The sequence below is a fragment of the Agrobacterium tumefaciens genome (genome assembly GCF_013318015.2).
Taxonomy (GTDB): domain Bacteria; phylum Pseudomonadota; class Alphaproteobacteria; order Rhizobiales; family Rhizobiaceae; genus Agrobacterium; species Agrobacterium tumefaciens.
Genome location: NZ_CP115841.1, coordinates 1,936,460 through 1,960,135 on the forward strand (window position 1 = coordinate 1,936,460; position 23,676 = coordinate 1,960,135).

Annotated in this window: 22 protein-coding genes and 1 tRNA gene; 8 read left to right on the forward strand and 15 right to left on the reverse strand. The window is 57.7% G+C overall.

From position 1 onward, the window contains the following. The first annotated feature begins 23 nt into the window (after positions 1 to 23). Entirely contained in the window at positions 24 to 677 is a 654-nt protein-coding gene (locus G6L97_RS09615) for a histidine phosphatase family protein (protein WP_111783627.1), read from the forward strand. Positions 678 to 719: 42 nt separating this feature from the next. Here G6L97_RS09615 and araD1 read toward each other — a convergent pair whose 3' ends face one another. From araD1 to chvE, 4 genes are all read right to left on the reverse strand, one after another. Continuing rightward, positions 720 to 1,715: a 2-keto-3-deoxy-L-arabinonate dehydratase AraD1 gene (araD1, locus tag G6L97_RS09620; RefSeq protein WP_111783628.1), complete on the reverse strand. Its 996-nt coding sequence runs from the start codon at positions 1,713 to 1,715 to the stop codon at positions 720 to 722. 115 nt (positions 1,716 to 1,830) lie between these two features. Next, the gene (gene gguB, locus G6L97_RS09625; RefSeq protein ID WP_003513714.1) at positions 1,831 to 3,027 is read right to left on the reverse strand and encodes a sugar ABC transporter permease GguB; all 1,197 of its coding nucleotides are present in this window, start codon (positions 3,025 to 3,027) and stop codon (positions 1,831 to 1,833) included. Beyond that, positions 3,024 to 4,562, reverse strand: coding sequence for a sugar ABC transporter ATP-binding protein GguA (gguA, locus tag G6L97_RS09630; protein WP_003513716.1), 1,539 nt, complete (start codon positions 4,560 to 4,562; stop codon positions 3,024 to 3,026). The genes gguB and gguA overlap by 4 nt, the downstream gene beginning before the upstream one ends. Before the next feature lie 90 nt (positions 4,563 to 4,652). After that, positions 4,653 to 5,717 (reverse strand): sugar ABC transporter substrate-binding protein ChvE, encoded by a 1,065-nt coding sequence (gene chvE / locus G6L97_RS09635; RefSeq protein WP_003513717.1) that lies wholly within the window; start codon positions 5,715 to 5,717, stop codon positions 4,653 to 4,655. Positions 5,718 to 5,971: 254 nt separating this feature from the next. On the opposite strand from chvE, the gene G6L97_RS09640 reads away from it, so the two are divergent. Together G6L97_RS09640 and G6L97_RS09645 are read left to right on the forward strand one after the other, a co-directional pair. Beyond that, positions 5,972 to 6,976 (forward strand): LysR family transcriptional regulator, encoded by a 1,005-nt coding sequence (locus G6L97_RS09640; RefSeq protein ID WP_111783629.1) that lies wholly within the window; start codon positions 5,972 to 5,974, stop codon positions 6,974 to 6,976. Between the two features lie 74 nt (positions 6,977 to 7,050). Next, positions 7,051 to 7,527: a hypothetical protein gene (locus G6L97_RS09645; protein WP_065702267.1), complete on the forward strand. Its 477-nt coding sequence runs from the start codon at positions 7,051 to 7,053 to the stop codon at positions 7,525 to 7,527. 35 nt (positions 7,528 to 7,562) lie between these two features. Here the strand turns inward: G6L97_RS09645 and G6L97_RS09650 are convergent, their stop codons facing one another. Then, complete coding sequence (locus G6L97_RS09650; RefSeq protein ID WP_111783630.1) at positions 7,563 to 7,841, reverse strand: hypothetical protein; 279 nt, start codon at positions 7,839 to 7,841, stop codon at positions 7,563 to 7,565. Positions 7,842 to 8,035: 194 nt separating this feature from the next. Continuing rightward, a complete protein-coding gene (locus G6L97_RS09655; RefSeq protein ID WP_003513721.1) occupies positions 8,036 to 8,542 on the reverse strand; it encodes a MarR family winged helix-turn-helix transcriptional regulator in 507 nt (168 codons plus the stop codon). A gap of 522 nt (positions 8,543 to 9,064) precedes the next feature. Between G6L97_RS09655 and G6L97_RS09660 the strand changes: the two genes are divergently transcribed. Continuing rightward, positions 9,065 to 9,141: transfer RNA gene (locus tag G6L97_RS09660), tRNA-Arg, on the forward strand. A 287-nt stretch (positions 9,142 to 9,428) separates the two neighbouring features. Further along, on the forward strand, positions 9,429 to 9,668 hold the full coding sequence (locus G6L97_RS09665) for a hypothetical protein (RefSeq protein WP_025594288.1): 240 nt from the start codon (positions 9,429 to 9,431) through the stop codon (positions 9,666 to 9,668). A gap of 153 nt (positions 9,669 to 9,821) precedes the next feature. Here G6L97_RS09665 and G6L97_RS09670 read toward each other — a convergent pair whose 3' ends face one another. The 7 genes from G6L97_RS09670 to uppW all read right to left on the reverse strand — a co-directional run bounded on the left by G6L97_RS09670 (position 9,822) and on the right by uppW (position 17,749). Next, positions 9,822 to 11,771, reverse strand: coding sequence for a methyl-accepting chemotaxis protein (locus G6L97_RS09670; protein WP_174068927.1), 1,950 nt, complete (start codon positions 11,769 to 11,771; stop codon positions 9,822 to 9,824). 427 nt (positions 11,772 to 12,198) lie between these two features. Continuing rightward, complete coding sequence (locus G6L97_RS09675; protein WP_065662173.1) at positions 12,199 to 13,113, reverse strand: homocysteine S-methyltransferase family protein; 915 nt, start codon at positions 13,111 to 13,113, stop codon at positions 12,199 to 12,201. 20 nt (positions 13,114 to 13,133) lie between these two features. Next, positions 13,134 to 13,823 carry an ABC transporter permease gene (locus G6L97_RS09680; RefSeq protein WP_013636681.1) on the reverse strand — a complete coding sequence of 230 codons (690 nt, stop codon included), beginning with the start codon at positions 13,821 to 13,823 and terminating at the stop codon, positions 13,134 to 13,136. A 12-nt stretch (positions 13,824 to 13,835) separates the two neighbouring features. Further along, on the reverse strand, positions 13,836 to 14,558 hold the full coding sequence (locus tag G6L97_RS09685; protein ID WP_013636682.1) for an ABC transporter permease: 723 nt from the start codon (positions 14,556 to 14,558) through the stop codon (positions 13,836 to 13,838). A gap of 22 nt (positions 14,559 to 14,580) precedes the next feature. Further along, positions 14,581 to 15,351 (reverse strand): transporter substrate-binding domain-containing protein, encoded by a 771-nt coding sequence (locus G6L97_RS09690; protein WP_003513835.1) that lies wholly within the window; start codon positions 15,349 to 15,351, stop codon positions 14,581 to 14,583. 44 nt (positions 15,352 to 15,395) lie between these two features. Continuing rightward, positions 15,396 to 16,172 (reverse strand): ABC transporter ATP-binding protein, encoded by a 777-nt coding sequence (locus tag G6L97_RS09695; RefSeq protein ID WP_111784090.1) that lies wholly within the window; start codon positions 16,170 to 16,172, stop codon positions 15,396 to 15,398. 161 nt (positions 16,173 to 16,333) lie between these two features. Next, positions 16,334 to 17,749 (reverse strand): Wzy-type polysaccharide biosynthesis protein UppW, encoded by a 1,416-nt coding sequence (uppW, locus tag G6L97_RS09700; RefSeq protein ID WP_019565136.1) that lies wholly within the window; start codon positions 17,747 to 17,749, stop codon positions 16,334 to 16,336. A 500-nt stretch (positions 17,750 to 18,249) separates the two neighbouring features. Between uppW and G6L97_RS09705 the strand changes: the two genes are divergently transcribed. Continuing rightward, the gene (locus G6L97_RS09705) at positions 18,250 to 19,320 is read left to right on the forward strand and encodes a hypothetical protein (RefSeq protein ID WP_026330759.1); all 1,071 of its coding nucleotides are present in this window, start codon (positions 18,250 to 18,252) and stop codon (positions 19,318 to 19,320) included. Between the two features lie 37 nt (positions 19,321 to 19,357). On the opposite strand, the gene uppG is transcribed toward G6L97_RS09705, so the two are convergent. Both uppG and uppI read right to left on the reverse strand, forming a co-directional pair. After that, positions 19,358 to 20,437 carry a polysaccharide biosynthesis glycosyltransferase UppG gene (gene uppG / locus G6L97_RS09710; protein WP_111784092.1) on the reverse strand — a complete coding sequence of 360 codons (1,080 nt, stop codon included), beginning with the start codon at positions 20,435 to 20,437 and terminating at the stop codon, positions 19,358 to 19,360. A 2-nt stretch (positions 20,438 to 20,439) separates the two neighbouring features. Then, positions 20,440 to 21,510 (reverse strand): polysaccharide biosynthesis UDP-hexose transferase UppI, encoded by a 1,071-nt coding sequence (gene uppI / locus G6L97_RS09715; RefSeq protein ID WP_065702627.1) that lies wholly within the window; start codon positions 21,508 to 21,510, stop codon positions 20,440 to 20,442. A gap of 280 nt (positions 21,511 to 21,790) precedes the next feature. Here uppI and uppH point away from each other — a divergent pair, with 280 nt between their 5' ends. Together uppH and uppJ are read left to right on the forward strand one after the other, a co-directional pair. Then, positions 21,791 to 22,702: a polysaccharide biosynthesis endo-1,4-beta-xylanase UppH gene (gene uppH / locus G6L97_RS09720; protein ID WP_174002877.1), complete on the forward strand. Its 912-nt coding sequence runs from the start codon at positions 21,791 to 21,793 to the stop codon at positions 22,700 to 22,702. Between the two features lie 8 nt (positions 22,703 to 22,710). Continuing rightward, the gene (gene uppJ / locus G6L97_RS09725) at positions 22,711 to 23,655 is read left to right on the forward strand and encodes a polysaccharide biosynthesis UDP-hexose transferase UppJ (protein ID WP_080797864.1); all 945 of its coding nucleotides are present in this window, start codon (positions 22,711 to 22,713) and stop codon (positions 23,653 to 23,655) included. Positions 23,656 to 23,676 lie beyond the last annotated feature (21 nt).

Here is a 23,676-nt window from a genome sequence, read left to right on the forward strand (position 1 = left end):
CCCCATATACCCGGAAGAACACTATGAAGAACATCTTTGTCGTCACGCACACCCAGTCCGTCCATCATGTCGAGAACAAGGTTGGTGGCTGGTATGATACCGAACTGACACCCAAGGGAAAAGCCGATGCGCAGGCGACGGCCGAGAAACTTGTGGCCTTGATCGGCAACGCATCAGTCGAAATCTTCAGTTCCGATCTTCTGCGGGCCTCCCAGACTGCGGCAATCATTGCTGAACACCTCAAGTCCCCTTTTGAAACCACGGATGGCCTGCGGGAAATCAGCTACGGTTCGGCGGGTGGTATGCCGCAGGAATGGCTCGACGCCCGTCAGATACCGGCCCCCCATCACGACCGGATGGATCATCGTGGCGGAATTGCTGATGGCGAAACGAGACGAGAGTTGGCCGAAAGAGTGTACCGCGCCGTGGACACGATTATATCGCGTCCTTGCCCCACGCAGATCATCGTTACCCATGGCTTCGCTCTTACCTTCGTCATCGCGGCATGGATCAAAATGCCGATCGACAGCGTCGGTTATGTCAGCTTTCCGGCGTCTTCCGGCAGCATTACGCACCTAAGACAAGACGATTACTGGCAAAACCGCGGCGTTATCGCTTTGGCGGATGTGTCCCACCTGAAGACAAACCCGGGGATGACGTCGAGAGGGGGACACTGAGCGACCCCCTCCCTCAACCGTTTAACGTGCAGCCCAGGTAGATCAGATCTGCCGAACCGTGATTTCTTCTTCCGCATTAACCGCAAGCGGGTTCCTCAGCGGCAGGCCGAAACCGGCGGCCTCGATCTCGAACACGTCACCCGCTTCCGGCTTGATGCCCTCCGCAAAAGAGAGCGTCGCGGTGCCGAACATGTGCACATGGACGTCACCAGGTGCGCGGAACAGGCCGTATTTGAAGTGGTGATATTCGAGGTTCGCGAAGGTGTGGGACATGTTGTCCTCACCCGAAACAAACGGCTTTTCGAAAATGACCTTGTCGCCACGACGGATGCGCGAGGTGCCGCGAATATCCGACGGCGCAACGCCGACGCGGATTTCCGGGCCGAAGCTTGCCGGGCGCAACTTGGAATGGGCAAGGTAGAGATAGTTGATCCGCTCGGTGACGTGGTCGGAAAATTCGTTCGACACGGCAAAGCCGATGCGCACGGGTTCGCCCTTGTCGGAGATCACGTAGATGCCGGCCATTTCCGGCTCTTCGCCGCCATCAAGCGCAAAGGACGGAGAGGTGAGAGCAGCACCGGGTGCCGCTGCGACATAGCCGTTGCCCTTGTAGAACCACTCGGGTTGAACGCCCTTTTCGCCAGCCTTCGGCTTGCCATTTTCCAGACCCATGCGGAACATCTTCATGGAATCCGTCAGGCTTTCCTCGGCGGCTTCCGTGGTCTTCTTGTGCATGCTGTCGCGGGTAGCAGCAGAGCCGAGATGGGTCAGGCCCGTGCCTGTCAGATGCAGATGCGCCGGATCGGGATGGGTGATCGGTGGCAGAAAGCGACCTTCAGCGTAAGCCTTCTCCAGATCGACGGCATCGCCGAGACCATGGGCGGACACAACATCGGCAAGGCTCTTGCCACTATTGGCAGCTTCCATGGCCAGCGCGTAAACCGATTGAGCGCCGTTGACGGCGTGCGCCTGTCCGCCTTCTTCGCGAACGGCGACGGTGATTTTGCCACTGGCATCCTTGATCTGTGAAATGAGCACGGGATTTCCTTCCTGCGGCGCAACGCGCCTTATCTTCTTCGGCGCGTTGCGCCTTCACCTTATGAAAGTGGCCGGAAACCGGCCACTTTTTTGACTTGCTATATTGGCTGGGCAATCAGCCCTTGTTCTTGTTGTAGACGTCGAAGAACACGGCAGCGAGCAGCACGAGGCCCTTGACCATCTGCTGGAAGTCGATGCCGAGGCCGACGATCGACATGCCGTTGTTCATGACGCCCATGATGAAGGCACCGATAACAGCACCGGTGATCTTGCCAACGCCGCCGGAGGCCGAAGCACCGCCAATGAAGCAGGCCGCGATCACATCAAGCTCGAAGCCAACGCCTGCCTTCGGCGTTGCCGAGTTGAGGCGTGTCGCGATGATCATGCCGGCCAGACCGGCCAGTACACCCATGTTGACGAAGGTTAGGAAGCTCAGGCGTTCGGTGTTGATACCGGAAAGCTTGGTCGCCTTCTCGTTGCCGCCCATGGCGTAAACGCGGCGGCCAATGGTCGTGCGGCGCGTCACGAAGCTGTAAAGCGCAATCAGAACCAGCATCACGATCAGGACGTTCGGCAGGCCACGATAGGTGGACAGCTGGTAGCCAAGGAACAGAATAGCGCCTGAGATGAGCAGGTTCTGCACAATGAAGAAACCGAACGGCTCCACGTCGATGCCGTGCTTCACGTTCACCACGCGACGGCGCCACGCCAGATAGAACAGCACGACCGTAATCACCAATGTCAGGATCATCGACGTCGTGTTCAGACCTTCGATGCCACCGATATCAGGCAGGAAGCCGGTGCTGATGATCTGGAAATCCGTCGGGAACGGGCCGATGTTCTTGCCGCCGAGCACAAAAAGCGTGAGGCCGCGGAACACAAGCATACCCGCCAGCGTCACGATGAACGACGGGATGCGATGATAGGCGATCCAGTAACCCTGGGCAGCACCGATGATGCCGCCGATGACAAGACAAATCAGCGCCGCGAGAAACGGGTTCATGCCCCACTGCACGGTCAATATGGCCGCAATCGCGCCGACGAAGGCGACGATGGAACCGACCGAAAGGTCGATATGTCCGGCCACGATGACCAGCAGCATGCCAAGCGCCATGATGACGATGAACGAGTTCTGCAGGATGAGGTTGGTCAGGTTCACGGGCCGGAACAGAATGCCGCCGGTATAGAACTGGAAGAAAACCATGATAGCGACGAGCGCGATCAGCATGCCGTATTCGCGGATATTGGAGCGAATATACGACCCGACCGAGATGACGTTGCTTTCTTCGTTTGTGGTGTTTGCCGAACTCATGAGTTCTTCTCCCCTGAGCGCATGATAGCGCGCATGATGCTTTCCTGGCTCGCCTCTCCCTTCGGCAATTCAGCGACGATGCGGCCTTCGTTCATGACGTAGATGCGGTCGCAATTGCCGAGCAATTCAGGCATTTCCGATGAGATCATCAGAACGCCTTTGCCGTCGGCAGCGAGCTGGTTGATGATGGTGTAGATTTCGTATTTCGCGCCAACGTCGATACCGCGTGTCGGCTCGTCTAGGATCAGGACATCAGGATTGGAGAAGAGCCACTTGGAAAGCACGACCTTCTGCTGGTTGCCGCCCGAAAGATTGACCGTTTCCTGAAAGATGCCTGAAGAGCGGATGCGAAGGCGTGTGCGGAAATCGCTCGCCACCTTCATTTCCTTGATGTCGTCGATGACGCTGGCCTTCGACACGCCGGCCAGATTGGCAAGCGTGGTGTTGTGCAGAATGTTGTCGTTGAGCACCAGACCGAGATGTTTGCGGTCTTCGGTCACATAGGCAAGGCCGGCATCGATTGCCTTGCGCACGGTGCTGACATCCACGGGCTTGCCGTCGATCAGCACGTCGCCGGTGATCTTGTGACCGTAGGACTTGCCGAACACGCTCATGGCGAATTCCGTGCGCCCTGCCCCCATCAGCCCGGCAATGCCGACGACTTCGCCCTTGCGCACGGTGACGTTGATGTCGTGCAGGACCTTACGGTCGCGGTGCTGCTGGTGATAGGCGTTCCAGTTCTTCACTTCGAGAATGGTCTCGCCGATCGGCACGTCGCGCGGCGGATAACGATCTTCTAGATCGCGTCCCACCATGTTGCGAATGATGACGTCCTCGCTGATTTCTTCCTGATGACAGTCGAGCGTCTTCACCGTCATGCCGTCGCGCAGCACGGTGATCTGGTCGGCCACCTTGCGCACTTCGTTGAGCTTGTGGGTGATGATGATCGACGTCATGCCCTGCTTGCGGAACTCGATCAAAAGGTTGAGCAGAGCCTCGGAATCGCTCTCGTTGAGCGAGGCGGTCGGCTCATCAAGGATGAGAAGCTTCACGCTCTTCGACAACGCCTTGGCGATTTCGACCAGCTGCTGCTTGCCGACGCCGATATCCGTAATCAGCGTCTCTGGCGATTCCTTCAGGCCCACCTTCTTCAGAAGTTCGCGGGTACGGTTGAAGGTCTGCTGCCAGTTGATCACGCCGCCCGAAGCGACCTCGTTGCCAAGGAAAATATTTTCGGCAATCGACAGGAGCGGCACAAGCGCAAGCTCCTGGTGAATGATGATGATACCAATATCTTCGCTGTCGTTGATGGCGCGAAAATTTCGCACAGCACCTTCATAGTGGATCTCGCCCTCATAGGTGCCAGCGGGATAAACACCGGAAAGGACCTTCATCAAGGTCGACTTTCCAGCGCCGTTCTCGCCAACGAGCGCGTGGATCTCACCTTCCTTTACCTTAAGGTTGACGTTCTCAAGCGCTTTTACGCCCGGAAACGTCTTGGTGATGTTCCGCATTTCGAGAATGGTATTGGCCATATCGCAATCCAGCGCCCGATTAATTCAGGCGTTTTTATTTTTATGGAAAAACGGGGACGGCGCCAAGCCATCCCCGCATGTGTTGCAGGCTTATTTCAGCTGGTCTGCGGTGTAGTAACCACCGTCGACGAGAACCTGCTTGTAGTTGTCCTTGGTCACGGCAACCGGCTTGAGCAGGTAGGACGGAACAACCTTGACGCCATTTTCATAGGTCTTGGTGTCGTTCACCTCAGGCTCCTTGCCCTGCAGAACGGCGTTGACCATGCCAACAGTAACCTTCGCGAGTTCGCGAGTGTCCTTGAAGATGGTCGAATACTGTTCGCCAGCAATGATCGACTTGACCGACGGAACTTCAGCGTCCTGACCGGAAACGACCGGCAGCGGCTGGTCCTTCGTGCCATAACCAACGCCCTTCAGCGAGGAGATGATGCCGATGGACAGACCGTCATAGGGCGACAGAACAGCGTCAACCTTTGCGTCCGTGTAATAAGCCGACAGGAGGTTATCCATGCGAGCCTGGGCCGTTGCCGGATCCCAACGCAGCGTACCGACCTTGTCCATGCCCATCTGGCCCGACTTTACGACCAGCTTGCCGCTGTCGATGTAAGGCTTCAGAACCGACATCGCGCCATCGTAGAAGAAGAAGGCGTTATTGTCGTCAGGAGAACCGCCGAACAGCTCGATGTTGAACGGACCCTTGCCGTCCTTCAGGCCAAGCTTGTCGACGATCGAAGTTGCCTGCAGAACGCCAACCTGGAAGTTGTCGAAAGTGGCGTAGTAGCTGACGTCGCCGCTGTTGCGGATGAGACGGTCATAAGCGATGACCTTGATGCCCTGCTGACCAGCCTGCTTCAGAACGTCCGACAGGGTCGTGCCGTCGATCGAAGCAATCACGAGGACCTTAACGCCCTTGGTGACCATGTTTTCGATCTGGGAAAGCTGATTCGGAATATCGTCGTCGGCGTATTGCAGATCGGTCGTGTAACCGGCTTCCTGCAACTGCTTGACGATATTGTTGCCGTCATCGATCCAGCGCGCGGAAGACTTTGTCGGCATGGCGATACCGACAGAACCCTTGTCCTGCGCGAAAGCCGGCGCTGCAAAGGAAGCAGCACCGATGGCACAAGCCGCCATCAGCGAAATAATGGACTTCATTAACTCTCTCCCTTGAACCCTCTTTGGTACCCGCTTGTTGCGTTGCACCATAAAATTCATGCCATCAGAGGAAGAAGCCGCATTGCGCCCGTTCCGATCTCGCAACTGCGAAATGGAACAGATGCCGCTCCTCCCCGGCATTCCGCAAATTGTTCTGAATCCATATAACTGTCAAATAGAATAAATCAGTTTACGTATATCAATTATGATATATTAAATCGATACAATAACCATTGAGGGGTATAAACCGGCGAATGAGCAACCAAAAAGTGTATGAGCAGACGCAAACAGCGGATGCGCTCTTCGTCTTCGAAGACAACCCTTTGCTGCGCGCCGGCTTGAAGATGAGCCACCTGCGCATGCTGGTCATGATCGAGGAGCACGGGCAGGTCAGCGCTGCCGCCGCCGCCATGAACATGACGCAGCCGGCGGCATCGCGCATGCTCTCGGAAATGGAAGCAATCGTCAAAAGCCCGCTCTGTCAGAGAGCGTCGCGTGGTGTGGTGCTGACCAAGTTCGGCGAGGCGCTGGCGCGGCGCGCCCGCACCATATTGCTGGAGCTGCGTGAGGCGAGCCGCGAACTCAACCAGATGAAATCCGGCAGCGGCGGATCGGTTTATATCGGCGCCGTCACCGCACCGGCCATCAGCCTGGTCGTGCCCGCCATAAGACGGGCGATGGACACCTATCCCGGTATCGAGATCAACGTGCAGGTGGAAAGTAGCAACGTGCTGGCGCGGGAACTTCTGGCCGCACGTCACGATTTCATCATCGGCCGCATCCCCGATGATTTCGACCCCGGCCTGTTCTCCATCCATGAAATTGGCATCGAGCGCGCCTGCCTGGTGGTTCGCGAGGGCCACCCCCTGCTCCACGGCGAGCCCGTGACATTGCAGGATCTGTCCGGTTACGACTGGGTCTTCCAGCCGCCCGGCGCGCTTTTGCGCAGAACGATGGAAGACGTGTTCCTCACTCACGGCGTCGCCATGCCGCGCAACGTCATCAACACGCCATCCGTGGTGCTGACGCTTGCCCTTATCTGCAACACGGATGCAATTGCGCCAATCGCGCAGGACATGGCCGAGTTCGTGGCCGGTCAGCAGGCCGATGTCGGCCGCACCCGCATCCTGCCGACGGATTTCGAGCTTGTCGTCAAGCCCTACAGCATCATCACCACCAAAGGCCGCGTTTTGCCGCCCAGCGCCCGGCTTCTCTACGATCTGGTTCTGGATGAAAGCCGCAAACTGACGGGCTTTTGAGGAAGGCAAGCCAGACGCCAACTTCGTTGTATATAGAGGCCGGATTTATCGGGACTTGCCCAGGGAATAGCCGCATGCTTTTCGGACAATCCGTCTTCGAGTCGGTCGTTGAAAGACTGAGACAGGAAAAAGAAGACGAGAGCGCGGAGCCGACGCCGCCCACCGGTCATCGTATTGTTGGTTTTAGCTCTGGCTTCGTCGTGGATACCTATCCGGATGCACCGCAACCGGGAAACGCCAGTCTCGACGCCTATCTGGCCTTTCTGCCGGAGCCCGTTGCGCTTGCCGAGCCCCAGCCGGAACCCCAACCCGAACCTATGCCGGCCCATCTCGAAAAGACCTCGCTCGCGGATGTTTCAGCAGAACTGGCCATCCATGAAACCGACACCGCCGTAACGCTTGCGGAAAAGCGCCGCGCCTTCGCAAGGCTCAATCATCCCGACGGAGTGAGACCGGAATTCCGGCACAATGCGACGCTGCGCATGACAGCGGCAAATCTCCTGATTGACCAGGCGATCCGGATGCTGCGAACTCGTGAACATTTCCAATAGAGGCAGGTAGCGGTTTTACACCCGGAAAGCTCGCCTCAGCCGGCGTCGTTTCTATCCGTGGGTGCACTTTCCACTGGTTCGTCTGAATCGTCCCTGGCCGCGTCAGCCTTGCCTGCAGCGTTCTCCTCGCTGGCGGGCTTGAACTTCAGCAACAACTCATAGGCCGCATAGACCGCAACGCCGCCGACAACCGTTCCCCAGAAAAATTCGCGATTGACGAATTCGATGACGGACCAGGCGGCGCAAAAGCCGACGATGAGCAATCTGACCCACAAGCGGCGATAAAGCGGATGGCTCGTATCGATAATCAGCATGGCGTTCCCGTTTCGGGCCTCTCCAGAACATTGCGCAGTTGCGGCATGACGCGCGCGAAAGGCGTTGGCACGTCCAAGGCGTCTTGGCCGTTTCGCATGAAAATTGCAACGCAAATCGACCCGCTACCAATCAGACCCTCGTGAAAGGGAGAGGCGGGGGGATTACCGACCGGCTTGACCGATACCGCTACCGCTCAGTCCCGCAGGCGTCCAAGCAGGGCCAGCAGCTGGTCACGGGCTTTTTTGCCGCCGATCCGGTCGATCAGCTTTTCCTCGCGGTCACGCCATGCATCGGAAAGGCGCTCAAGAAGGCTGCTGCCCTCATCCGTCATGTCGAGGAAATGAACGCGCCTGTCCTCTTCCGACCTGCGGCGGACAAGCAATCCCTTGCTTTCCATGCTATCGACGATCGCGACGAAATTGGCACGCTGTATGCCAAGCGCCTCGGCCACATCGCTCTGCTTGAGGCCCGGATTGCCGCCGACGATGACGAGAACGGAAAAATCGGCCGGCCGCAATCCCATCTCCGCCAGCACGTCGGAAAAGCCGTTTGCCACGGCAAGTTGCGAGTGCCTCAAATGATAACCGATCGCGGTCGTCAACAATCCATAGTCGATAGCGTTTAAATGTTCCGCCTGCGTGCCGCCGCTTTCGGCCTTTTCCGCCCGTGGCCCGTTGCTATGTGCCAATTGCAAAGCCATCCGATCCCCCGCCTGATTCGTTCCTTAACCCTGCCGGAATGATAACCGACAACAGGACTAAACTGTATCCCAAATAAATGTAGATGATACTAATATTGTATAATAATTTGACAGTTAATACCCATTGCGACAACCCCTGTCTCGTAATCACCATCGGGCGCAAAAGAAAAGTATGATTATTTACCCACCGATTTTTAGGGTCAGAAACCGCCTCCCCCGCCTAGTTTGAAAGGCAATACGACAATCAACCCGCCTGTGTACAAAAGTGCCAGGACAGCCGCTGGATGCAGACGTAAAATACTACTTAAAAGGGAAACGTCTTATCAGGAAGAAACGCAATACCGCTAACAACACACCGCCCTGCTATCGCAAACATGCAGACAGCAGCCCTCGCAGCAACCCACGCTCTCCCCCACACCGGAAAACAGGCCCCATTTCGTAAATCTTTGATTTTTAGACATTGATGCGGAAAGAAAGCTGGGGTATGAACCAACCGCTGCACGCGATTCAAGCGTGACCGCTGCACCCGTAGCTCAGCTGGATAGAGTGTTGGATTCCGATTCCAAAGGTCACAGGTTCGAATCCTGTCGGGTGCGCCATTTTATTGCAGAGTACGGAATAAAGAACGACCTCGAAAACACTGAGGCGAATATAACGGACGCTCAGCGTTAGAAAATGTTGAGTTCGTAAGCATGTAATTGGGAAGCTCGGCCCATCGTAACGACTTAAACCTGTTACGCGTAAAACTCTCCCGTTCGCGTCGAAATTCACCCAATGCTTCCAATAGTACTGTAGAACTTTGGCGGCCCCAAAAACGGGGCGTAACACCATGTTGAATCTCTTATATAACTAGAACATTTAAAGAACAAACGAGAGTGCACGAGATATGTCAGACGCTGAAAAGATTATTGTAGTGCAGTTCAAAAAGGGACGCGGGGGCATTGTGCCGGGCGAAATGCGGCAGGCTTCCAATGCGGCGTCCGCCGAAAAGATAGCGAGCGCCATGGCATCGCGCCACATCGGCGTTGCGGCTTATGCTGTTACCGTCGACGAGGAAAGCGGCAGCATGACAAACCCGCGCCTGCTGGTCTCACATGGGCAGATTTCCGATTTGATGCCAGACTGATTTACCGACGCGGCGGCACGCGCCTCCTTCAGCCATGCCGCGCAAGCAATCGGACCCTGCGCGGCATGTTTTTAAATCACGGCCCGGATGTCAGGCCCGCAAGCCTTGCGTCATCTCCGGGCGTGGATCGGCATGATGCCAATCGTATGGCGATCAAAACTCCTGCCAGTCGTCCTTTGACGTATCGACAGCAGCGTTACCGGAGAATGCGGATGCAATCTTGCGGCCAAGCGCGCGTACGGGGGATGCCACGTATCTGTCGTTGCCGCCGGCATTGCGAACCGGAGCGGGCTGGCTCTTCTGCTGATAGGCGGTATCGGCGAGCTTGAACTGCGCGAGAAGCTGGTTGAGCGAAGCTACCTCCTTGGCCAGATTGTGGCTGGCGGCGTTGGTCTCTTCTACCATGGCAGCATTTTTCTGCGTGTCCTGGTCCATCTGGTTGACCGCGGTATTGATCTGCTGGAGGCCGGAGGATTGCTCCTGCGCGGATTCCACGATGGAGACGACGTGCCGGTTGATTTCCTGCACTTCCGATACGATCGTCGCCAGTGCCTTGCCGGTGTCGCCCACCAGCTGAACGCCCTGCTGCACCTGATCGTTCGAGGTGGTGATCAGCGCCTTGATTTCCTTGGCCGCATTGGCGGAGCGTTGCGCCAGTTCGCGCACTTCCTGCGCGACAACGGCAAAGCCCTTGCCCGCCTCGCCCGCACGCGCAGCTTCCACGCCGGCATTGAGCGCCAGAAGGTTGGTCTGGAAGGCGATTTCGTCGATCACGCCGATGATGTTGCTGATCTCGTTGGCGGATTTGGAGATCTGCTCCATGGCGACCACGGCGCGACGTACCACCTCGCCGGATTGTTCGGCACCTGCCTTGGCGCGGCTGACGATCAGGCCGGCCTCCTGCGCGCGCTTGGTGGAATCCTTCACAGTCGTGGTGATCTCTTCCAGAGCGGCAGCGGTTTCTTCCACGGCTGCGGCCTGCTGTTCGGTACGCTTGGCCAGATCGTCGGCGGCCGATTTGATCTCGTTTGCGCCCGCGCCGATGCCACCGGCATTCTGCGCAACGCGGGTCAATGCCGATTGCAGCTTTTCGGCGGACATGTTGAAGTCGTTACGAACGCCGTCGAGTGTCGCCGTGAACGGCTGGCCGATGCGGTAGGACACATCGCCATCCGAAAGCTTCGAAAGACCGGTTGCAAGATTGTCGACGGCAAATTTGACGTCGGCAGCTTCCTTGGCCTTCTGCTGCTCGCGCGCGATGCGTTCCTTTTCCGAAAGGCTGCGATTGGCTTCTGTTTCCTGTTCAAGGCGGATGCGCTCGATCGCACTCTCGCGGAACACCTGAACGGCAACCGCCATCTGGCCGACTTCGTCCTTGCGGTCCATGCCATCGATCTCGGCTGCCGTATCGCCGCCTGCCAGCGACACCATACGCTCCCGCAGGCGGGCGATCGGCGTTGTGATGCCACGCGAGGCCACGAACAGCGCGAGAATGATGCCGGCTGCAAAGCTGATGCCAACCACAACAAGCGAGGTCAGGATCGTGGAATTCGTCTGGTCACTCAGATCGTCGCTGCCTGTCGCAACACCCTTGGCAAGCTTGTCCAGCAATGCCGTTATGATGGCTGACGTTCGTTGGATGGAGACGTCTGCGTGGGCGAGTTGCACGGCGGATTCCGCATTTCTGTTCGCCATTCCAAACTCGACAGCCTTGTCGGTAATTTGCGCGATGGACTGGGATTGCGCGATCAAGGTATCGACAGCAGCGCTCTCTTCCGGAAACACTGTCTTGACATTGCCCAGCCGCTCCAGAAGCTCGCGTTTGCTGTCAATATAAGCCTGCTTGGCAACGTTGATTTCCGCAGCATTCGCATCGTAAGCCATGACCTGATAGGCGCCATATGCCAGGGCGACGAGATTACGGTTTGCCCGCGCAAGCTCCACCAGCGCAGCATTATCGCTGGCGATGAATTCGGAATAAAGCGTGTCGGCTTCCTTGTAACGCGTTGCCATGAACGCGGTGGCCCCGAGACCGACGATGCAGAGTGGCAAAATGAGTGACAGGATTTTGGTGCGGATACGGGCATTTTGAAGAAAGGACACGGGAAGCTCCTGAAATGGATGCCGCTCCTTTCCCGTGCCGGAGGTGTTCGGCAAAAATGACATTGCACGTCTAAAGCCTTGATCATCAAGGCCCCATCAGCCGGATCATCGGCCCTTGTCGCAAACTGCATCATGCATCTGGCCCGCAGGGGGATGCCTGCCCTGAAATTTATGCAAGCACCTGTTCCGGGAATCCGGCGGCTACGCGACAGACGGAAAAGACTGGCCGCAACAGGAAGAAGATCAAGGGACAGTACTTTATAATATTCTTTTATTTACTTATAAATACAACAATTATACTTTAAAACTTTAAAATTCCTTTATGCCGCATGATCTGCTTCGAATTTGCACGGGACAAAAAAACGGCAGGCCTTTCAGCCTGCCGCATGCATTCCCGATAGTGGCGTTGGGAGCGCTCGCGGTAGCGTCAGGCGGCCGCGCGCCGCAATGCCGTTGCAACCGTGTGGATATGGGCAGCGCCAATGCCGCAGCAGCCGCCGATCATGGTTGCGCCGGCATCCGCCCAGGAGCAGGCGAACCGCGAATAGACATCGTCGGTCAGGTCGGTGCGCGTGCCGTGCAGACCTTCATTGGCGGCGGAATCGCCCTGTTCACCTTCGAAGGCATTGGCATAAACGCCGATCTCAAGCGAAACGCCCTTTTCCGCAAAGACAGCGGATGCCGTTTCCACGGCGGCTTTCATGATTTCCGGCTTGCTGCAATTGAACAGAAGGGCGGCAGCACCAGATTGCGCCGCCCATTCGGCCGCCGCCTTTACCGTTTCACCAGAGCGCAGCGCAGGCTCGCCACCGCCTGTCGCAGCCGCATCGTCGTTCAACGTGAAGGAAATCCAGAACGGTTTGCCGGTTGCGGCCACGGCTTCCCGCACCGCTTCGCCTTCGGCGATCAGGCTCAGCGTCTCACCCAGCCAGACATCGACGAAGGGCGCGAGATTGTCGACCAGCACCTTCAGATAGTCCTGCACCCTCGTGGCATCGAAATTCTGCGGCTCATAGGAGCCGAAGATCGGCGGCAGCGAACCGGCCACCAGCACGTCGCGGCCGGAGGCATCCGCAGCCTCACGTGCCAGCCTGCCGGAAAGGGCGATCAGCGATGCGCCATCCTTCTGGAAACGCTCCTCGCCGATATGGAACGGCACCAGCGCATAGGAATTGGTGGTGACGACATCGGCACCGGCCTCGATGAATTCCTGATGCACCTGCCGCACGATATCAGGTGAATTGATGAGCGCCAGCGCCGACCATTCCGGCTGTTTCAGCTCGGCGCCGAGCCGCTGCAATTCGCGGCTCATGCCGCCGTCGAGAATACGGATAGTGCCCATGTTCATGCTCCTTGAACGGTTTACCGCCGGACCGGCACCTGCTGTTCGATGAGACCGAAACAGCGGGCGATGATGGCGGTGAGAATGAGATAGAAGACGGTGACGACGATCAGCGGCTCATAAACGAGCAGCGTGTCCTGCCGCACCTTGTAGGCCACGGCATAGAGGTCCATCACCGTCACGGTAAAGGCAAGCGGCGTGGCTTTGAGCTGCATCACCACCTCGCCCGCAATTGTCGGCAGCGCGATGCGGATGGCGCGCGGCAGCCAGATGCGGCGAATAAGGGTGAAACGGCCCATGCCGAAAGCCCGGCCCGCCTCCAGCTCACCCTTTGGCACAGCCAGCAACGCGCCGCGCAGAACCTCGGCCTCATAGGCCGCGTAATTCAGTGTGAAGCTGACGGCGGCGAAAAAGAAGCCCTCGCGCAGCACCGGCCACATGAAACTCTGACGTAAGCCGGGGATCATCGGCAGAAACGAGCCGACGCCATAATAGAGTAGCCAGAGCTGGATCAGAAGCGGTGTGCCGCGAAAGAAGGTGCAATAGGCGCGCGCCAGAATTTTTGTCACCCGCCCGCCGCTGACCTGCGCGAAGGCAAGCCCGATAGCGAGAAGAAAACCAATGCTGACGGAGATCACGAGCAGCGCCAGCGTTTGCCAGGCACCGGACAGAAGCAGCGGCCAATATTTTGCGATCCATGAAAAATCCATGCCGCTTCCCCTTTATGCCAACGCCGGCTGGCCGCGCCGCACACGGCGCTCCAGGAGCGAAAAGACGAGGTTGGAAACCAGCGTAATGGCAAGGTAAAGCAGGGCTGCGGCAAGAAAGAACAGGAAATATTGCTTGGTGCTGGCGCCCGCCAGCCGTGTCGCAAGCGCCAGCTCCTGATAACCGACAACCGCCACCAGCGCGCTATCCTTCGTTACCGCAAGCCAGAGATTGGCAAGGCCCGGCAGGGCGTTCGGCAACAGTGCCGGCAAGACCACACGGCGGAAACGCAAGGCCGGCGACATGCCGAAGGCGCGCGCCGCCTCGATCTGCCCGTTCGGAATGGCAAGGATCGCACCGCGCAGCACCTCGGTCATATAGGCACCCTGCACGAAACCCAGAACCGCAACAGCGGCAACGAAACCGTTCACTTCCAAAGGCGGCAGGCCTGCCAGTTGTAGCAGCCGGTTCAGGCCATCAGTGCCGGCGTAATAAAGCCCGACGATGAGGATCAGTTCGGGAACGGCGCGGATTGCCGTCGTGTAGAGATTGAGCAGAAGGCCAAGCGGCCTGTTGCCGGAGAGCTTGCCAAGTGCACCGGCAAGCCCGATGACGATGCCGATCAGATAGGCACCGGCGGAAATGGCAAGCGTCGACGCCGCACCCTTCAAAAGGGTGCCGCCCCATCCCGGAGGATAGGGTGACAGCAGTTGCAGCGTGGTTTCAAGGCTTGCCATTTATGTGACCGGTCAGGAGAAATTACTTACCGTAGATATCGAAGCTGAAGTATTTCTTGGTGATCTCGTCATACTTCCCGCTGGCGCGAACGGCAGCGAGAGCAGCGTTCAGCTTGTTCTTGAGTTCGGTGTCGTCCTTGCGCAGGCCGCCGGAAACGCCAAGGCCGAGGATTTCCTTGTCATCCGCAACGTTGCCCATGTCGGCGCAGCAATCCTTGCCGGCATCGCTCTTCACGAAGGCATCGAGAACGAGCGAGTCGCCGAACACGTAGTCGATACGGCCGGCTGCGAGATCCTGAAACGCCTCGTCCAGCGTCTGATAGGTCTTTTCGTCTGCGACAGCAGCGAAATATTTCTTGTAATATTCGGACTGGATGGTCGCGACCTGAATACCGATGGTCTTGCCCTTGACGTCTTCCGGCGCCGCACCCGGCTTGCCATCCTTGGCGCCGATCAGCTTGCTCGGCGTGTTGTAATATTTGTTGGTGAAATCGATGACCTTCTCGCGTTCTTCCGTGTTGGACATGGACGACCAGATAACATCGAACTTCTTCGTCTGCAGAGCCGGGATGAGGCCATCCCAGGAAAGCTCGACGATCGAGCATTTTTCCTTCATTTCCGCGCAGACGGCGTCCATGAGATCGATTTCCCAGCCCTGCCACTTTCCGCTGGCATCCTTGGCGAAGAAGGGTGGGTAGGATTCGTTCATGATGCCGAAGCGGACATCGGCGCTGGCGGTGAAGGCGGAAACCGCAAATGCCGTTCCGGCAAGCAGCGTGGCGAAGAATTTCATTTAAAGTCTCTCCTGTTAAAACAAACGGCGAAGCGAAACGGCCATCACGCCAGCGCGCCCGTAAATTCCCTGCAACGGGCGCTTGCGGGATTGCCGAACACCTGCGCCGGTGGCCCCGCTTCCTCCACCCGGCCCTGATGCAGAAACATCACCTCGGTGGAAACATCGCGCGCAAAGCGCATCTCGTGAGTAACGAGCAGCATGGTGCGGCCTTCCTCGGCCAGATCGCGGATGACCTTCAGCACCTCGCCCACAAGTTCCGGATCGAGCGCCGAGGTGGGTTCGTCGAACAGCATCACCGCCGGCTCCACGCAGAGCGCGCGCGCAATCGCGGCGCGCTGCTGCTGCCCGCCGGAGAGGAACGCCGGATAGGCATTTTTCTTGTCGTAAAGGCCAACCTTGTTCAGCAGGGCTTCGGCCTTTTCCACCGCCTCCTGCCGCTTGACGCCGAGAACGTGAACAGGCGCTTCGATGACATTTTCCAGAACGGTGCGGTGGGCCCAGAGATTGAAATTCTGGAACACCATGCCAAGCCCTGTACGCAGCTTTTCCACTTGCCGCCAGCTTTTCGGCACAGCCTTGCCGTCCCTGCCAATCTTCATGGCGATCTCCTCGCCATTGACGATGACCCGGCCGCGATCCGGCGTTTCGAGAAAGTTGATGCAGCGCAGGAAGGTACTCTTGCCGGAACCGGACGAGCCGATGATCGATATCACATCGCCTTTGTGGGCCTTCAGCGAAACGCCCTTCAAAACTTCGTGTGTGCCGAAGCTCTTGTGGATGTCATCCGCTTCGAGCGCACAGGCGCCTGTATCTGCCATTTATTGACCTTGCCGATCCGGTTCATTGCGTGTCGAGCAAAATGCGGAGCGGTTTTGCGACAGGACATGCATAACAACAAAGACTTAAGCCACGCATGTTTAGCGAAACCTGCTGCAAACGCGCGCAATATCAGGCTCTTTTACACATTTGAAACGAAAAATCATTTCAAAATATCATCTGCGAGCAACGATCTGCGCGATTTGCCCCTGATGCGCCTCGCCACGCTGGCCGCGTTACTGCCAGTCAGGGCCAATTGCGGCTCCGCCTGCGCCTCATCCTCGACAAGGCTGGCATTCGCTTGCAAACGCAGGCCCATCACGGCAACGACGAGGAAAAACCAGACGAAACCGGTACTGAGGAAGAACATCGTTTCCAGAAAGCCGTAGAGCAGGACATAAAGCCAGACGCCGACATAGAGCTTCGTCAGCGGGCTTTTGCGCGTGGCCTCATCCATCTTGCCGAGATCGCGAAGCGGCATCAGACAAATCCACGTCAGCACCAGAATAAGACCTGGCACGCCGCCGCCAAGCACAAGGTCGAAATAGCCATTGTGGGAATCCGGCGCCGTCGTTGCCCAGGTATTGTTCTCGGTGAAGCTCGTCATCAGGGTGTCGCTGCGCCAGAAGGCCTGGTAGCCGTATCCGACGATCGGGCTTTGGCGGATATAATCTATCGAGACGGTCCAGATATCGGTTCTGCCGGTGAAACTGGCGTCGATCCCCAGTTTCGTCAGCATCTGTGAAAAGACCGGATCAACGGTCGTGCCGACGATCACCACGGCGAAGGTTCCCAGAAGCACGGTCACAACAGCGTAACGCCATCTGGGCCAGCCCACGATGAACCAGCCCGTGGCGATGATGATCGGCATCAGGCCGAGCGCGGTCTTGCCACCCGACTTGACGAGAAAGATCAACGACAGCAACAGCACCGCCAGGCCGCCGATAAGGGACCAGCGCTTGCACAGATAAATCCCGACGATCATCAGCACCGCCATGATCGAGGCTGCCTCGTTCTTGTGGCGGAAGACCCCACGCCAGTTGCCTGCGAGGAGCGGCTCCAGCGCATCGCTTGCCTGATGGATCGACCGCGACGGCAGGACAGCAACGCCGAAATAACAGAGGAACAGGATGATCAGCACGCATGTGGCAAGCAGCGTGGTGAAATGCCGCTCGGTGCGCGGCAATTGCAGGAAGCAGCTGGCGAGCACGCAGATGATGGCGCACATGGCAAGCCGCCGCAGCGAAAACACCGGCGCGCCGCCCACCACCGAGGTAAAAATATACCAGCCGAAGATCGCGAGCATCAGCAAACGCGGCGTAAAGACGATGGAAGACGACCGCTCCTTTGCCATGAACGCCACGAAACTGATGAGCAGGATGATCGCGGTGAGCTGGTTGAGGAGGTTGGACCCGGCCGCCATGGCGGACCCCAGATAGGTCGAGGAAAGCGAGATATAGGGCGAGAAGCCGACCGTGAAATAAAAGAACGTCACATAAAACAGTGCATTCCGCCAGGCGACACTCGCCTGCTCATCATGCGCTGCATCCATCAGGTAATTTTCTCTACCTTTTTCCATACGTTCTCACATCGTACCCGATGCTTCGTCTCGGTAACATGAATATCCCGTCAAAACCCTATTTTTTAGTTATCCATAATACACGGAGGAATAGTAATTCCATCATATAGGAATGAAACCCGGAAAAATGAAACGGAACCTGATTTTCGAAGTCAACATATGGATAAGGGTAGAATCTTGACCATATCAAACTTCATCTGTCAAATTTAAGTTGCTGATTTCCCTATTATTGGCTAGACATACGCCCTTGTTAAGGTTGCTTATATCTATTTTAAGACAGAGATATTTCGCTACGTTAAGAATATACTGGGGTGATGATCCGAAATTCTGTTTAACGTATATTAACAACTCTGGATATATCTTTGGCTTGTTGATTTCATAAACGCGTAAATAGCTGGAAACCGACGGTGGACGTTCCGATACACACCAATATGGACGATAGCAACAACGAAGGGGCGACACAACGCCCGGTTCAGCCAGCTGCGCCCGGCGTTCGACCCATGCGCAGGGACGATCTTCCGGCTGTCGAGGTTGTGCTCAACAGCGCGTTCAAAAAGACCGGGCTTGATAGAAACTTCGACTTCGGCGCTTACGTCGAAACATTGTTTTTCAGCAGTCCTGTGTTTGATCCCGAATACGGTAGCGTTGTCTACGATGCTGGAGAGAGCGGGGTTACAAGCGTTATCCTTGCCGTCCCCATGCGGTTTGTCGCGAACGGAAAACCCATTACCGCAAGGTTGTTATGTGCTTTCGCGTCGAAAGGAAAACTCGGCGCACTCGGCGCCGCGCGCCTCTCCCGCGGCATGCGCGCGACGAAACACGATATGCTGTTTTCGGACACGGCCTCCCCCGTCAGCGCCGATCATTGGCTTGCGATCGGCGGCAGCATGTTGCCGATGGAAAGCCTCCAATGGCACAAGGCGCTCAAGCCTTTCAGCGCGATTGCCCTGCGCATGCCGCGCCGTTCGCAAGTAGTCAAATCCAGGCCCGGACTTATGGCGCTTGGATTTGTGGACCGTATCCTGCGATCGTGGAAAAAGGGCATAAGGCCCAATGAAGTTGCCGGCACCACGGTCAGACCGGTGGATTTCGAAACGTTCCGACGCAACGCGCTGACAATGATCGAGCGTTTTTCCGTCCGCCCGGAATGGTCCCACGAGGAATTCCACTGGCTGATCGAAATGAGTAAAACCAACGGCACCCTTGGTGAATTGAGTAGCCTGGCGATCGAAAATGCCGAAGGCCGCATCATCGGCGCTGCCCTGTTTTTCGGACAGGCGGGACGGACCGCCTATGTGCTGAACCTCGTCTGCGATGCCGGTCGCGAAAACGACGTGCTCGGTGCGCTGTTCCGCCATTTCGATGATGAAAACTATGCCCATGTCACCGGCATGTCGCAACCGTTTCTCATGAACGCGCTCTACCGTCAGAACCACGTGACCTTCCATCATCGCGGTTATTTCTGCATGGCCACCCGGGATGAAGCCCTCCGGGATCGGGCGCTTGCCGGCGATATATATATTGGCGGGCTAAGCTCGGAAAGCTGGAGCAAGCTCATCACAGATTTCTAAGGCACTTGCGCCGGTTTTGAAGAAAGTGCCGAGCCTTCTATGCCCCAGTGAAGCGCTGGACATTCGCTGAAATCAGGTGACGCAGCGCCTTCGCGTAACGTTTGGAGCGCGTCTTGGCCGCAAGGGCGCTCGACCAGTCCACCATCGATCCGTTGATATCGAAATCTCCGAGCTGGCCCTCGGGAACGTCACCCTTTTCGATACGCTCGACGATGGAGCCCAGCGCCGCGTAAAACTCGGGCGAGCGATAGGGCGGATGCAGCGAATACATGCCGTTGCCAGTGCCGAGAAAATCAAGCCGGTATACGCCGATGCGCATCATATTGTCGCTCAGCACCTCTTCGGCAGGCATTGAGACCGGTTGCTGATTATAGGCATAGGAGCGGATGCGCCGTTTGACGTCGGGTCTCAGCAGTTCGAGCGAGCCGATACGCTTGGCGAAACGGTCCATGTCGATCATGAACAGGCGGGTAGAAACGGTCGCGAACCGCCATGTGGGAACGCGGCTCGGCAGCTTGCGCGGTTCGGGAATGTTCTTCACCCCCGGCATGCCGACATGGCGGGAGATATCGAGATCGCCGCGCACGGTGGGCGGCCCGGAAAACGGCGTGATGCAGAGCGCGTCCGGGTTGGCCTTCTGCAGCGCAATGGCTTCGTTGAACCAGCTCTGGCTGCCGCCGCCAAACATCATGTCGCTGTCCATATGCAGCACATAACGGGCGTTGGCACGTTTCAACCCGTGGAAATAAACATGGAAAGGCCCGCCGTCGAAAGCCTTGGCGGGATAAGGAACCGGCGAGCGCGAAAAGAACGTCTCCGCCACCGCACTGCGCGCCGCATCGCTATAGTCGGCAATATCCACATGCAGATGCGGATAGTTGGCCTGCATTTCCTCCAGCATGTCAAACAGGCGTTTGCTGGCGGCCTCGAAACCGTTGCCCTTGTAGCGGCCGGCTCCAACCTGGCCGGTATCCACCGTCAGGAGAATGCGGTCCACCTGCCCGCCCCAGACCCGCAGCTGATGCGGAACGGTCAGGGCCGCATGCGGTGCGTCGAAGGGATGCAGATTGATTTGCAGCGCCTTATGTACGGGAGGAAGCGGCATTTCAGCAGTCATAATTACGCACCACGGTTCCGGAATTCATTGATGACGGCCATCATGGGTTTTTCGTTGAAGCTCCAGTCGAGCGGCAGCGGCCGGTTCGCGGTGCCATCCCGGCGGGGATAGGCCCAGCGAATCCAGGTATATTGGTCCGAAATGCCCCATGTGGTGATGGAGGAAAGCGGGCCGCCTTCGCACGCCGCTTCGAGAAAATCGCGGACCTGACCGTTTATCAGCATGTCGCGCTCGGCTTCCGGCGCGGGAAGCGTCTGGTCCATCGCATCCAGTTCCGTCACCAGAACGGCAAGACCATAACTGCGCATTTCCTTGGTAAAGGCGGCAAGCTCGTCTTTCGCAATGGGCCAGCCACCGCGCAGATGCCCCTGCAGGCCGATAGCGTTGATCGGAGCGCCTTTCTCTAGCAGCTCGAGAATGAGATTGCGGAAGGCCGCGCGCTTGGCCGGCGATTTCTCGACCGCAAATTCCACATCATATTCGTTGAGGACGAGCTGGGCCTTCGGATCGACGGAATGGGCGATGTCAAAGGCCTTTTTGATGGCGTCCGGGCCTGCGCCATAATACCAGGCGTCGCGGCGCGAGCGCACATTGCCGGGCACGTCGGGGATAGGCTCATTGACCACATCCCAGCTGTGTATCACGTCCTTGTACCGTTCCATCACCTTGACGATGTGGGTTTCCATCAACTTCTCGACCTTCGCGCCGCTGCCGATGCTGGCAAGCCAGGGCGCGTTGGAAGCGTACCAGATAAGCGGATGACCATGCATGGTGAGTTTGTTCTGGCGCGCGAAGTTCGCAAGCGCATCGGCAGCGGCAAAATCGAACACCTCTGCCGAAGGCCGCATCACCTCCCATTTCATTTCAGTAACGGGTGTGATGCGAGAGCAATATTTGACCACCGCTTCGCCGATGCGGCTATCGGCGGTAAGGTCCGGCAGATAGATGGCCGCACCGTAAGGGGCAATCTTTGTCGACGTTTTCCTGGTCGCGGCAACGCCTTGCCCGGCCATGGCATGCAACAGGCCCGCGCTTGCAGCACCACCCAGAAAATTCCGCCGCCCGATCTGCATTCGCCCGCCTCCACAACCCCGGCGCATCGGCCTGAAAATCGAAAGCGATTTTCGAAAGGGACGATGCGCATATCACAACTGTCAGAACGTCGCTGATGCGTCCCAATGGCCGCACGGCGCTCTAATTCTCAAAACATAACATCTTGATCATGCCAAAAGGATATTAAAGATTTGCAAGGTTAACTGACGCTATACCACGTCACAATTGGCGCAAGCCGGCTTAATCCGGTAGTAACTTCAGTGTGAGAATTATTGACCCGCCCCTGATGGAGTAAAAATATTGGTTTCCGTTTCGATTGTCATTCCCGTTCGCAACGGCGAGCGTTACATCGTGGAAGCGATCGAAAGCGTGTTGTCTCAGGGGAAAACCGTTTGCGAAGTGCTCGTCGTCGATGACGGCTCCACCGACACAACGGCGCAAAAGGTGCAAAGTTTCGCCGATCCCCGCGTAAAACTGCTGGCCCGGCCGCAGGGACGGCAGGGCGTTTCCGCCGTGCGCAATTTCGGCCTGTCGCAGGCGCGCGGTGAATGGACGATGTTTCTCGATGCCGACGACCGCGTGAAGCCGGGCGCGATCGCCGCCCTATGCGCCGGCATCTCCGGACCGGATGTCGTTGCTGTCTACGGCGATTATGAGCGCATTGACGAGAATGGCGCCAAGATCGGACGGCGCAACCTCATCAGACGGCGGGAAAAACCTGATGGTTTCATCCTCCAGCCGCTTTTGGGCGGAAACTTCATCGTCAATGGCGGCATCATGCTGGTTAAAACCCGCATCTTTCAGGATTTTGGCGGTTTCGACGAGACATTGCGTTATGCGGAAGACTGGTATGGCTGGTGCCGGCTGGCTGCCTCCGGCCGTTTCGCCTATCTGCCCGGCCGCCACGTGCTGGATTACCGTGTGCACCGGACAAGCGTGATGATGAACCGCCTTCTGACCTTCCGGGATTGCGAACCGGCGATCGAAGCGGTGTTTTCCGATCCCGCCATCGTCGCCGCCATTGCGCCGCAGGAATTGCGCCGGCTTCGCCAAAAATTCGAAAATCACATGAATGCCTATACCGTGGCGCAGGCCTTTCGCGCCCGGCGCTATCGCGAGGCCTTTTCGGCGCTTGCCGATACATTTGTCAATCGCCCGCGCCAAAGCCTGCGCGCCGTCGTGTTTTCCGCCGCAGCCCTTGCCGGAATTTAGGAGTGTCCATGTCCGAAATCATGCCGGAAGCGGTGGTGTGCATTCCGAGTTTCCGCAGGCCGGAAGGTTTGCAGAAGACGCTGAACTCGCTGGCAGCCCAGAAGGTCGATTTCCCCTTCGCCATCGTCGTCGTCGATAATGACGGGGTGGGCCAGGCGGGGCTGGCGGTCGCGCGTGCGTTTTTCTCCGAGAGCGGAATGATGGGCCAGACGCTGGTCGAGCCGACGCAGGGCAATTGTTACGCCATCAACACGGCGTTCCGCACGGCGCGGCAGAACTATCCATCCGCGCAGTGGTTTCTGATGATCGATGACGACGAAGCGGCCTCGCCCGGCTGGCTCGGTGAAATGGTCTCTGCCGCAAAATCCTTCGGCGTCGATATCGTCGGCGGGCCGGTCGACCGCGAATTCGATGCCCCCGCACCCAAGGCGGTTCTGGCACACCCGCTGTTCGGCTCCATCGAGGCACCCACCGGCGTAGTCGATCAAATCCATGGGTCTGGCAATTGCCTGATCTCGAGGCGGGTTTTCGAAACGCTGGAAAAGCCGGAATTCGATGTACGGTTCAACTTCCTCGGCGGCGGCGACATGGATTTCTTCACCCGTTGCCGAAAGGCGGGTTTCAAATTCGCCTGGAACGCTCAAGCCCTCATCATCGAATATGTGCCGGAAAACCGCATGGCGCCGCGCTGGATCATGGAGCGCTCGCTCCGAACCGGCATCATCAATTACAGCATCGACCGCGCCCGACGCCCCGGCCTGAAGGGCGGGCTGCTACTTGCCGCCAAAAACGTTGTCAGCCTGTGCCTGTCACTGGTCCGCGCCGTTTCCGCATTCCTGAAAACCGGTGCGCTGCTGCCCGCCACGCATCCACCGCTGATGTCCATCGGCCGCGTCATGGCGAGCCTCGGTATTACGCTCACGCCCTATAAGGCGCCGGCGAAAAAGGCCTGAACACGGGCTCGTTCCGGCAGT